Source organism: Pseudoduganella albidiflava (assembly GCF_004322755.1).
GTDB lineage: Bacteria > Pseudomonadota > Gammaproteobacteria > Burkholderiales > Burkholderiaceae_D > Rugamonas > Rugamonas albidiflava.
The window spans coordinates 5,409,282-5,420,546 of sequence record NZ_CP036401.1 but is presented as its reverse complement, the minus strand read 5'-3'; the positions used below and the strand labels follow the sequence as shown (position 1 = coordinate 5,420,546).

General features: G+C 62.2%; 11 protein-coding genes. All 11 read left to right on the top strand.

What is annotated here, in order from left to right:
* Positions 1-27 precede the first annotated feature (27 nt).
* A complete protein-coding gene (locus EYF70_RS22530; protein ID WP_131147395.1) occupies positions 28-360 on the top strand; it encodes a DUF2190 family protein in 333 nt (110 codons plus the stop codon).
* Entirely contained in the window at positions 360-662 is a 303-nt protein-coding gene (locus EYF70_RS22525) for a head-tail joining protein (RefSeq protein ID WP_131147394.1), read from the top strand. The genes EYF70_RS22530 and EYF70_RS22525 overlap by 1 nt, the downstream gene beginning before the upstream one ends.
* On the top strand, positions 659-1,105 hold the full coding sequence (locus EYF70_RS22520) for a hypothetical protein (RefSeq protein WP_131147393.1): 447 nt from the start codon (positions 659-661) through the stop codon (positions 1,103-1,105). Before EYF70_RS22525 ends, EYF70_RS22520 begins: the two co-directional genes overlap by 4 nt.
* Complete coding sequence (locus tag EYF70_RS31170; protein WP_165497769.1) at positions 1,102-1,272, top strand: hypothetical protein; 171 nt, start codon at positions 1,102-1,104, stop codon at positions 1,270-1,272. The genes EYF70_RS22520 and EYF70_RS31170 overlap by 4 nt, the downstream gene beginning before the upstream one ends.
* 3 nt (positions 1,273-1,275) lie before the next feature.
* The gene (locus EYF70_RS22515) at positions 1,276-2,247 is read left to right on the top strand and encodes a phage tail tube protein (protein WP_131147392.1); all 972 of its coding nucleotides are present in this window, start codon (positions 1,276-1,278) and stop codon (positions 2,245-2,247) included.
* A gap of 35 nt (positions 2,248-2,282) precedes the next feature.
* The gene (locus EYF70_RS22510; protein WP_131147391.1) at positions 2,283-2,633 is read left to right on the top strand and encodes a hypothetical protein; all 351 of its coding nucleotides are present in this window, start codon (positions 2,283-2,285) and stop codon (positions 2,631-2,633) included.
* A 131-nt stretch (positions 2,634-2,764) separates the two neighbouring features.
* Complete coding sequence (locus EYF70_RS22505) at positions 2,765-3,001, top strand: DUF1799 domain-containing protein (protein WP_165497768.1); 237 nt, start codon at positions 2,765-2,767, stop codon at positions 2,999-3,001.
* Positions 2,994-7,772, top strand: coding sequence for a hypothetical protein (locus EYF70_RS22500; protein WP_131147389.1), 4,779 nt, complete (start codon positions 2,994-2,996; stop codon positions 7,770-7,772). The genes EYF70_RS22505 and EYF70_RS22500 overlap by 8 nt, the downstream gene beginning before the upstream one ends.
* On the top strand, positions 7,769-9,244 hold the full coding sequence (locus tag EYF70_RS22495; RefSeq protein WP_131147388.1) for a hypothetical protein: 1,476 nt from the start codon (positions 7,769-7,771) through the stop codon (positions 9,242-9,244). The genes EYF70_RS22500 and EYF70_RS22495 overlap by 4 nt, the downstream gene beginning before the upstream one ends.
* Before the next feature lies 1 nt (position 9,245).
* On the top strand, positions 9,246-10,097 hold the full coding sequence (locus tag EYF70_RS22490; protein ID WP_131147387.1) for a hypothetical protein: 852 nt from the start codon (positions 9,246-9,248) through the stop codon (positions 10,095-10,097).
* A complete protein-coding gene (locus tag EYF70_RS22485; protein ID WP_131147386.1) occupies positions 10,097-11,263 on the top strand; it encodes a glycine-rich domain-containing protein in 1,167 nt (388 codons plus the stop codon). The genes EYF70_RS22490 and EYF70_RS22485 overlap by 1 nt, the downstream gene beginning before the upstream one ends.
* Positions 11,264-11,265 lie beyond the last annotated feature (2 nt).

The window sequence follows — 11,265 nt, the reverse complement described above, 5'->3', positions numbered from 1 at the left end:
GACCACGCCGCCATCTGACAGGAGCCAATGATGGCGAAAAATTATGTGGGCGAGGGCGAGATCCTCGACGTGAACACCGGCGGCACTGCGGTTGTAGGCGGCACGGTAGTGGTGATGGGCAAGCGGATCGGCGTTGCACTGCGCGACATCGCCGCAAACTCGAACGGCGTTGCCGCAGTCGAGGGCGTTTTCAACCTGGCGAAGCTGGCCGGTGATGCGGTCGCGCAGGGTGATCTGTTGTACTGGGACGCGGCCAACGCGCGGCTGACTGTCACCGCCGCAGGCAATACGCTGGCCGGCTACGCCACCGGTGCTGCCGCAGCCGGCGTGACTACCGTCAACGTGAAGATCAACGCCTGATGTTCGCCCTGCTGGAAGCGCGCACGAACCGCGTCGCCATGACCAGGCTGGCCAATGCCCGCGCTCAGTTTGGCGACAAGGACGTGCCGGTCATCTTCGACGCCCAGTTCAAGGTTGGCATGGTGGGCGTCGTCGGCATGGGCGCGGCAGTGCCGCAGATGACGATCGCCAGCGACCAGGTGCCGGAAGTCTTCGTCGGCACGGAGATCCGCGTGAACAACGTTCCCTGGATCGTCAGCGACCGCCAGCCGGACGGCGAGCAGCCGTACGGGCTGACGGCGGTATTCCTGGAGCGGCCATGAGCACGGCGCACTCGCAGATCGCCACCGCGCTGAAAGATGCGCTGCTGCAGGAGCCGGCCATCGCCGATGGCGCGGTGTACCGCTCGCGCACCCGGGCGATCAACAAGGACACGCGGCGCGCCGTCGTGGTGCGGATCTCCCGTAGCGCTTCCACGCTCGCTGCGGTCATCGGCGGCCCGACGACCTGGCAGACCCTGGTGGGCATCGAGTGCTACGGCCGGGGCTCCGGCGACCAGCTGGACGAGGCCGCCGACCAGCTGGTCGCGCAAGTATTCGAACGCCTGGCACAGATGCCGACCTTGGGCGGTCAGGCGCTGGACGTGCTGCCGCTGGAAGGCGACACGCTGGCATGGGATCACGACGAGTTCGATACCGGCCTGACGTGCATTACCGCGCAATTTGTCATCACGCATCAAACATACGGAAGGACTCTCTCGCAATGAAAACCAACGAACGAACTGTCGACGCGGCCGTCGCGGACAGTGCTCGGGCGAACCCGGCCCCGATCGCACCGCCCGAGCCGCAGCGCGGTGGCAGCTACCTGCGCGACCCGGTCACTGGCGCGCTGACCCAGCGCGACGTCGAACCTACGCAATCGATCAAGGAGTAACTGATGGCACGTTTGATCCGCAATACCGCCATCCTGGCGAAACTGGAAGCCACGTATGGCGTGGATGCCTTGCCGACTGGCGCCGCCAATGCGCTCCTGGTGAGCAACCTCAGCATCAGCCCGCTGAGTGCAGATAGTGTCGAGCGCGACATCATCCGCCCCTATCTCGGCAACTCGGAACAGCTTCTCGGCAGTCGTCATGTGGAGATGGGCTTCGACGTCGAGCTGGTTGGCTCCGGGACCGCTGGTACTGCACCGGCCTGGGGACCGCTGATGCGTGCTATCGGTTTCGCTGAAACGATTACGGCAGGGATTCGCGTCGATTACACGCCTATCTCGACCGGCTTCGAATCGGCAACCATTTACTGGTACGACGATGGCGTGCTGCACAAGGGCTTGGGCGCACGCGGCACCGCAACGCTCGATCTTTCCGTCGGTAAGAAGCCGGTCATCTCGTTCAAGTTCGTCGCGATCGATGGCGGTATCAGCGCGGCAGCCATGCCGTCGACGACGTTGACGGCTTGGCGCGTGCCGCAAATCGTTGTCGACGCAAACTCGGGTGACCTGACCTTCGACGCCACGCACGCAACTGCAACGGCTCCCGCGCTGGTCGGCGGGCAGCAGTACCCAAGCCAGGGCCTGACGGTCGACCTGGGCATCGCTGCGCAGTTCCAGTCGCTTCTCGGCGGCGAATCGGTGCCGATCACCGATCGCAAGGTAAGCGGTTCGGTTCAGCTGGACTTGACTGCAGCGCAGGAAGTTACCTTCATGGCCAACGTCAAGGCGGCCGCCCTGACCAGCCTTGGTGTTCAGCACGGCACCGTAGTGAACGATCGCGTGATGGTCTTCATGCCTGCAGTGCAGCTGACCGAGCCTACGAAAGCGGAGCTCAATGGCTCCCGCATGTGCGCATACAAACTGCGCATGCTGCCGGCATCCGGCAACGATGAATTCCGCATCACCACCAGTTTCTAACCCCATCAAGCCGCCCTGCGCGGCATAGGAAAACCATGAGCAAGAAATACAGAATCCTCGTCAGCGACACCGTCATCGTTCCAGTGGAAGGCAAGCTGACCGATGCCGCCGGCAAGCCGGTGCCGTTCAAATTCACGCTGACCTGCAAGCGCTCGGATCAAGCCCAGATGAAAGAGAAGTTCGATGGCAAAGGGCTGGTGTTCGCCGACTTCATGCAGGAAGTGACCACGGGCTGGGCCGGCCAGCGGCTGGTCATGGAAGAAGACGGTGAGACGCCGGCCGAGTTCTGTGCCGATGCACTGTCCGCGCTGCTCAATGTCAATGGCATGGGCCTGCTGTGCTTCAACGCGTACACCGCTGAAAACGGCGCAAAGGCAAAAAACTAACCGGGGTCGCGCGCGCCTGGGCTGCAGGTGAGCTGTACGACCAGGCCCGGGAAGAGCGCGACCAAGAGGTCGTCGACGATGCACTCGCTGCCTGGGGCCTCACTCGTGCAGGTTCAGCGGCAGTCCAGAGGGTGGATCCCCTATACCTCTGGCCGGAGCATGTCGAGGTCTGGAGCCTGTTCCACCGATGCGGCACCCAATGGCTTTTTGCGGAAGGCGTGCGCACTGGCCTGAACTACCCGGGCGTCGAGGTCATGTTGCGGTACACGGTAGAGCGGCACGCGCGCAAGCAAATGCTGATCGATTTACAAGTCATGGAACGCGCCGCGCTATCGGCGTGGGAAGAGCGACGACAGAAAAATGGCTGAAACACGCGTAATCATCACTGCAGTGGCAAGGCAGGCAATCGAAGAATTCGAGCGCCTGCGCGCATCGGCGTCGGGTTCTTTGCAAAACGTTGGCATGAGCGGGGCGCAGCTGAGCGAGGCGCTCACTGGTATCGGCCAGCGTGTTGTTGGCGTAGTCGCCACGGTTGTGACGCTGGATGCGGCATTGGGCGCTATGAACAACGCGATCAACGACCTGGCCGCGCTGGACGATCTGGCACAGAAAACCGGTTCTTCGGTGGAGACGCTGTCGCGTCTGCAGCAGGTGGCGCAAACGTTCGGCCAGGACTTTGCAGGCGTCGACAGTGCCGTGACCAAGCTGGCCAAGGGCATGGCGGCCGCTGACGAGGATTCGAGCAAGGTGCATAAAGCCCTGAAGACGCTTGGCATTTCGGCCAAGGATGCGGCCGGGAATATGCGCGATCCTGCGGAAGTCTTCATCGATATTTCAAAGAATCTTCAGGACTACGAAGACGGAGCTGCGAAGGCCGCCCTGGTAAATGACGCCTTGGGGAAATCGGGTGCGGATCTGATGCCATTTCTGAATGACACAGCTGGCAGCATTGAGCGGTTTACTGGCGTCACTCAGGACGCGGTCGACCAGGCTGCGCGGTTCCAGGACCAGACCGGTGAGCTGCGCGCGAAGCTGCTGAGCCTGGCAACGGAGATCACAGTGGCCGCGTTGCCTGCGGTGAACGACCTGCTCGGCGCCTTCATCGATACCGGAAAGTCGGCAGATGATCTCGCGGGCAATGACGTTACGCAATGGGCCGATGATCTGGGTGTTGGATTGGCCCGTGTTGCCGACGTTGCGGCGTTGTCCTGGAGGCTTATGAAGGCGATCTCCGGCAGTTTCCAGGCCGTGTGGGCGGATGTGAAGCTGGCCAACACTGTACTGGCGAATGCCAACCCAATCGCCGCTATCGAAGCCTGGGCGAACGGGAAGTCACCGAATGAGGCGATGATGAAGGGGCTCGCCGAACGCAATGCTGTTGTCGAAGAATCCAATCGGAGCCTGGCTGCTTTATGGGAGGTGCCTGCAAATCAGTTCGAGCAGGCATTTCTCAAACGTGTGGCCGATCGCGCCGCGGCGAAGCCCGACGCGCCGGCCCCAAAAAAACGCCCGCTGACCTATCAGTCGAGCGGAGCGGGCGAAGGATCGGCGGACGTCGCCAGTGCGCGGAGCGACTATGAATCGCTCAACAAGTCCGTAGCGGATCGCCTCGCGCTGCTGCAGGCCGAGATCGATGCAGGCCGCGAGCTGAGTGATTCAGAGAAGGAAATTGCCAAGATCCAGCAGGGCCGCCTGAACGGGACTGTGAATCTCACGGAAGCGGAGGCGGCCGGTTTGGTCACGCAGCTGCAGCAGCTCGATACGATGCAGAAAGTCGTTGACGGCACCCGCGAGGCAGCCAAGCAGACTAAGCAAGCTGCGGAGGAAAGCACGAAGAAGGTCAAGGCCGCCGTGGAGGAGGCTGCGGCGAATGAGCGCCTGGCCGCCACGTTCGGCTTGTCGAAGGGGGAAATCGAAGAGCTTGAAGTCGCAAGACTCGAAGAGCAGCGTGCACAGCAGGATGCCAGCAAGTTGACCGAAAAGCAGATCGAAGACCTCGACGCATTGATCGCTGCAAAGAAGCGTAACGCCGAAGCGTTGAGCGCGGTCGAGGGATTGGAATCCTCGAAAAAAGCGCTCGACGACCTCAACGCATTTCTCGATCCGGCCAAGGCGCAGACATTTGGCGAATCGCTGAGGGAAGCGTTCGGCAGCGCTGGCGAGGCAATTTCCAAAGTGACAGGGATACTGGACGGCTACGGCAAGCGGCAGGCTGAGATCGACAAGCAGCGGAAAAACGCCCTGGAGGCCCTGAACTCCAAGCAGCTGGACCAGATGGGCTACCAGAAGGCCGTAGCTGAGCTGAACGACCGCGAGACGAAAAACCAGCTCGCTGGATACGGCGACATGGCCGGTGCTGCTGCGGGTTTTTTCGGAGAGCAGAGCAAGGGGTACCAGACCTTGATGGCCGTGTCGAAGGTGTTCCATGCCGCCGAGCTGGCCCAGACCATGGCCGAGCTGGTGCCAAAGGGTATCGCGGCGGTGCTGAACCAAGGCACGGGTGATCCGTATTCGGCCTTCGCTCGAATGGCAGCAATGGCCGCGATTGTCGCAGGCCTGGGCGTTGCCATCAGCGGCGGCGGCAGTGGCGGATCGGGAAGCAGCGGCCAATCGGCCGCCGAGGTCCAGGCCAAGCAAGGCACGGGCAGCGTGCTCGGAGATAGCGAAGCGCAGTCGAAATCGATCGCCAACTCCATTGAGCTCCTCGAAGAGAATTCAGGAGATCTCATCCCCATCAACAAGGAAATGTTGATGGCGCTTCGGTCGATCGATGCGGCGATGACTGGACTGACCGGCCTGATTGTCCAGGATGCTACCGTGGCGACAGGCGATTTTGCATCGACCGGCACCACGGCCAATCGCGGAGCGGTTGGGCAGCACGCGCTGACGTCCACCTACTACGGCGCAGGCATTGGTCCGATGGGCGACCTGATGACCAAGGTCGCGTCGGCAATCCTCGGGTTGAGCAAAAGCACGGTGATCGACTCCGGTATCCAGTTCGGTGGCTCGGTAAATGATCTGCAGTCTGGTGTTGGCTATGAGCAATACGCCACCATCGAAACGGTCAAGAAAAAGCTGTTCGGTGCAATCAAGAGCAGCTCCACGTCGACCCAGACACAGGCGCTGAGCGATGAGCTGTCGAGCCAGTTCGCGCTTATTTTCACCAACGTCGAAGGTGCACTCGCCGCGGCTGCCGATAGCCTGGGCGTCGGTGCCGACCACGTTACCAATGTGCTCGACGGCTTGTCGATTGACATGACGAAAGTCTCGCTCAAGGGACTGTCGGGCGACGAGCTGACCGAGGCCCTGAATGCCGTGCTCTCGAAGGCCATGGATGACATGGCCGAGGCGGTATTCCCGGAACTCGATGGCTTCCGGCAGGTAGGGGAGGGATATGCGGAAACCGTGGTGCGCCTCGCATCCGACTATGGCCGGCTCGATGCTGCGCTGACGTCGACAGGCGATAGCTTCGGCGCAGTCGGCCTGTCGAGCCTGGCGGCGCGTGAGCAACTCATCGCACTGATGGGCGGGATCGACCAGGTCGAGGAAAGCACTGCATCGTTCGCGGAGAACTACCTGACCGAGGCCGAGCGTCTCGCTCCGGTGCAGAGTTATGTCACCGAGCAGTTGGCTAGCATGGGGTTGGCCAGCGTGACGACCCGCGACCAGTTCAAAGACGTGGTGCTGGGCCTGGATAAAACGACTCAAGCTGGCGCGGAACAGTATGCGGCGCTGATGTCGCTGGAATCAGCTTTCGCCGCAACGCATGAAGCGATCGAGGATCTGACTCGGTCGGCGCAAGATATTGCCGACGAGCGTACTGGTCTGCAAGACAGGCTCGATGCAGCGACCTTGACATCTGTGCAGCTGCAGGAGCGGCAGCGCGCCGCGATCGATGGCAGCAACCTTGCCCTGTATGACCAGGTCGTGGCGGCTGAGAGCGCCAAGACGGCAAGTGACTCCTTGGCCTCGGCGAACGCGGATCTGCAAACCCAGATCGACGCGGTCCTTCGGGGGCGCATGAACGAGGCAGAAATCCGCGCGCTCGATACGGCCGGCATGGCGGAATCGACCGTGGCTTTGTACGACCGGCTCGCCGCGCTGAATAAAGAGACGGCAGCCATTGTGGAATACACGGCCGACCGCGATGAGGCGCAGGCGAACGTCGAGCGCCTGGGTGACAGCCTGGCCCAGATCATGGGAGCTGTCGACAAGAGCATTCAGGATGTGCTGAAGGCAGCGATGGATGGGCTCGCGGGAATCCAGAATTCCCGCGCGTCCGTCCAGGCATCGATCCGCAGCGCGCAGCTGGCCGGGATGACGCCAGCCGATCGCCTCGCGGCACTGCGTGGCAGGGAAGAGGAGCTTTTCAGCCAACTGGGTACCGCGAGCGATCCATCGGAAGTAGCGGCGCAACTGCAGTCCGTCATCACCGATCGAATCAAGGAACAGGTCGCGCTTTCGGAAGACCTCGACGCAACTGCGACAAATACGATCCAGACCCAGATTGATGGGTATAAGCAGCTGAAATCGATGGCGCAGGAACTGGCGCAGTTCACCGGCAGCATGCGATTCAGTGACCTTTCGCCGCTCAGCAATGAGGATCAGCTGGATGCGGCCGCCGCTCTTTACAAGCGCACACTGGAAGGTGTGGAGGCTGGCAACGCGGATGCCATATCAAACTTCACCGGCAATGCACAAGCGTATATCGAAGAAGCGCGGGACTACTTCGGTTCATCTTCTGGCTTTGTAGATATTTTTGAATCGGTGATGGACTCGATTGACGCGGTTGCTACGGCAGACTACGACCCACAGCTCGATGCTCTCAACGACCAGTTGGAAGTCCTGCATACGGTTGATGCAAGCGTGAAGTTGTCCAGCGAGCTGACCGTCGATGCAATGGGCCGGCTCGATGCTGGCCTGGCCGAGCGGGAGGCCCGCCAGCAGGAGACAGTGAACAAGCAACTGGCTTTGGCGCAGGCGCAAATCGAACAGCAAAAGCAAATCGTTGCGAAGCTGGAAGCGCAGATCGCGCAAGCATCTGCCGTAGCGACGACGACCTTGGCCAAAATGGACGATGCGAATGCGAAGCTGGCGCAGATCGTCAACAGCGCACGGATGGAAGAGGCCCGCGTGTGAAAGTGTTTGTAGCTGAGATCACGGCGGCCATCGACGCCACCGGCGCCACGAAAACGTTCTACGTGACAAACGGCGATGGATTCACGACGCGGCCGACCGACATGCCGGCCAACACGCCAGTGCGGCCTTGCCTGCTGAACCCGGGCAGCTACCGCCGCGAGATGTTCAGCGGGAACCGCACGTTCGGAGCGGTGCGGCCCGCGTTCGGCGAGGCGGTACTGTTCAACGGGGATGGTGTGTTCGATGCCTGGCGCGAGTATGGTTTCGACGGCCGGGCCTTCACGCTGCGCTGGGGCGAGCAGGGCGCAGCGTACCCGGCAGACTTCACGACCGTATTCGTGGCCACGATGGAAGGGGCCGTGATGGACTACACGGAGGTGCGTCTGCGTCTGCGTGACGACCTGCAGCTGCTGGAAAAACCCGTGCTAAATGCAACGTTCGCCGGCACCGGGGGCATCGAAGGCCCGGCGGCATTGGCCGGCGAATCGAAACAGCGCCTCCTCGGCCAGGTTGGCTACCCGCCGCCCCAACTGATAAACGAGACGGCTCAAACGTACCTGATCAGCGCTGGCCGCTGCGGCGGTGGCTTCTCGGTGTGGGACCAGGGCATCGAACTAAGCGGCGGCACCGCTGCCAGCATCGCGGAGTTGCTAGCGAGCGCACCCGCACCTGGGGAATACCAGGTCTATTCCGGTGGCCCGACCGTGATGCGCCTGGGCTCAAACCCGGCCGGGGATCTGCGTGTCAGCACGACTGGCCTGCAGGCCAGTGGCGCGGCGTGGACATTAGCGGCGTTCTTGGCTGAAGCGGGGTTCACGGGTACCGTAACCGGCACCCTCGACCCGGTCGGGCACCTGGTGGAATCAGCTGGTACAAGCTACCTCGACATCCTGACGCAGAACGCGGCCCGGCTGGGGAGCTACTTCGGATTTAACCGGCTCGGGGTATTCGAAGCGAAAGCGTTTGCGGTGCCGAGTGGTGCGCCGAGCTACACCTTCACAAGGCAGAACACGCTGTCTTTCGTACGTAGCCCGCCTGATGGCGCGCCAGTGCCGGCGTACAAGGTAAGCATCAACGCCGGTCGAGCCTGGCCCTCGCAGCTGGCCAAAGGGGCCAGCGTGACGCGCACAACGTTCTCCCGCGCTCCTTGGTATGCCAGCTACAGCTATGCGAATGACGCGATCAGGTTGAAGCATCCGTCAGCCGAGGCGATCACGCTGGACGTGCAGCCATTGATGGGCAACGCGGCTTGGGTCGCGCTTCGCGACAAATACGTCGACTGGTTCTTCAAGGCGCGCGACCAGGTTGCCGTGAGCAGCCTTCTTTCGGCCGAAACACTCGCGCTCGATATTGGCGATGTGGTGTGTGTGCAGGTGCCTCGTTTCGGATACGACGCGGGGAAATTATTCAAGATCGTGGCGGTGCGGTACGACACGGCAGCAGGAAAAGTAGACCACGTTTTATGGGGATGATATGAGCAATATTCTGTTGGGTTTCCCCAATCGGGCGGACACCGCAACGTTCAACTTCGGGAGCTGGGTGGCTGGACTGCCAATCAGCAATGTCGGTAAGCGTGAACAATGGATCGTGGCGCGCAGCGTCGACACGGCATTGGCCAGCACGCGGTTCCAGGTCGACTTTGGCCGGGTGTGCAACCTCCGGGCGTTCGCGCTGGCCAATCACAACCTGAGCATCAATGCGTCGTGGCGGGTCCAGGTCGGCACCACGCCGGGCGCCGCCGATATCTACGAAAGTGGGTTCCAGGCTGTGTGGGGCATGACGTTCGATGGCGACCTGCTGGAATGGGAGTCGGCGTCGTATTGGGAAGGGGCGATCGACGATCCGGCCGAATATGCGGGCTATCCTTACCTTGCCGTGCACGCGCTGCCTACCTGGTTGAATGCTCGATACGTCACGATTTCCATCGACGATACGACGAACCCCGCAGGCTATGTCCAGATCGGCCGGTTGTTTGCTGGCGGTGGATTCCAGCCGCGGTACAACGCGTCCTATGGATTGAAGCACTATTGGATGGATGGCACTGAACTTACCAAAACCGCCAGCGGCTACCCGCTCGGCACCGTCAAGCGCCGCAGGCGGGGAGCCAGCTTTGTCCTTGACTGGCTGACGAAAACTGAGGCTGCAACCGTGCATGAGATCCAGCGGCGGCAGGGTCTTTGGGGCGAGGTGCTTTATCTGCCCGATCCCGCAGACCAGGCGGAGTGCCAGCGGTACGGCATGCTCGGTCACATGGCGGAGCTCGGCCCGATCGCCTATCCATACCCCCGGACGCACAGCGTTCCGTTCGCGATCGAGGAGCTCTGATGACAACCTTTGTTGTGAATGGCCGTACGTATAGCGACGACGGAAGCTCCTCGCGGGATATGAGTAACGGCGGGCACCGCAAATGGCTGATGCCCATGCTGGTTGATGTGATGACTGTGGTCTACAACATCGACACCGTGGCCGCGAATGCCGCCACGTCGGCCTCGATGGCCGCGAGCGCTGCTGCCGGCTGGACCGCCACCAGTACGACTAGCTTGGCGGTGGGCACTGGCACCAAGGCGCTGACGTTGCAGGCCGGGAAGCAATTCACGCCGGGCACGTTCGTTCTGCTGATGCGCACCAGCGCCGTCGACACGATTTACATGATGTGCCGGGTGACCAGCTACAACAAGGTCACCGGCGCGACCGTGTTGGAATCGTCGTTCGCCCTGGGCGCTGGCACCTACACCGACTGGACCGTGACCCTGTCTGGCAAGCAGGGCGCCGACGTGACCGTGCCGACGCAGACCGGTCAGGCCGGCAAGATGCTGGAAACGAACGGCGTCAGCACGAGCTGGCAGTTCCCGATCGAGACGCACTTCCAGGAGTTCAACACGTCGGGGACCTGGACGAAGCCGCCGCGCGCCAAGTGGGTGATGGTCGAGCTGGTGGCTGGAGGGGCTAGTGGTGCTGTGGCCTCGGGGGCGGGCAACAACGGGTATGCGCGCGGCGGCGGACCCGGGCAATGGAAGTGGAAATTGTTCCTTGCCTCCGCCCTGCCGGCAAGCGTCCTGGTGACAATTCCCGCCGCTGCGGCTGCCGTATCGATGGTGGGCGAAGGTCGCGTTAATGGGAACAACGGAGGCGATACAACGTTCGGCTCATACCTGACTGCAAAAGGAGGCAAGGGCGGCATTGCGGGATCAACAGGGGCCGGCCTCGATGCTCCGGTCCCATGGGTAGGCATTGATGCCGTGAAGGGCGGCGGAACAGGCGGCAGCACTTTTGCTAGCGGCGGCTCCGACATCGACGCCACTACGTCGGAAGAGGCGGGCAACGGCGGGGTATATGCGCGAGCTGCCGGAGCGGCAGCGAATGCCACCGCGGTGGCGGGAGCGGATCCGGGCGGCGGGGGCGGCGGTGCCGGCTACGGCAATTCGGGCGGGACAGGTACGTTAACCTCCGGCGCGGGCTCGAAAGGGCGCGCGCGGATCTGGGCATGGTGAGC

What these genes read in the sequence shown, in the direction of transcription:
- EYF70_RS22530 (WP_131147395.1), top strand. Translation starts at nt 28, where the DNA reads ATGATGGCGAAAAATTATGTGGGCGAGGGCGAGATCCTCGACGTGAAC.
- EYF70_RS22525 (WP_131147394.1), top strand. Translation starts at nt 360, where the DNA reads ATGTTCGCCCTGCTGGAAGCGCGCACGAACCGCGTCGCCATGACCAGG.
- EYF70_RS22500 (WP_131147389.1), top strand. Translation starts at nt 2,994, where the DNA reads ATGGCTGAAACACGCGTAATCATCACTGCAGTGGCAAGGCAGGCAATC.
- EYF70_RS22485 (WP_131147386.1), top strand. Translation starts at nt 10,097, where the DNA reads ATGACAACCTTTGTTGTGAATGGCCGTACGTATAGCGACGACGGAAGC.
- EYF70_RS22510 (WP_131147391.1), top strand. Translation starts at nt 2,283, where the DNA reads ATGAGCAAGAAATACAGAATCCTCGTCAGCGACACCGTCATCGTTCCA.
- EYF70_RS22520 (WP_131147393.1), top strand. Translation starts at nt 659, where the DNA reads ATGAGCACGGCGCACTCGCAGATCGCCACCGCGCTGAAAGATGCGCTG.
- EYF70_RS22515 (WP_131147392.1), top strand. Translation starts at nt 1,276, where the DNA reads ATGGCACGTTTGATCCGCAATACCGCCATCCTGGCGAAACTGGAAGCC.
- EYF70_RS22490 (WP_131147387.1), top strand. Translation starts at nt 9,246, where the DNA reads ATGAGCAATATTCTGTTGGGTTTCCCCAATCGGGCGGACACCGCAACG.
- EYF70_RS31170 (WP_165497769.1), top strand. Translation starts at nt 1,102, where the DNA reads ATGAAAACCAACGAACGAACTGTCGACGCGGCCGTCGCGGACAGTGCT.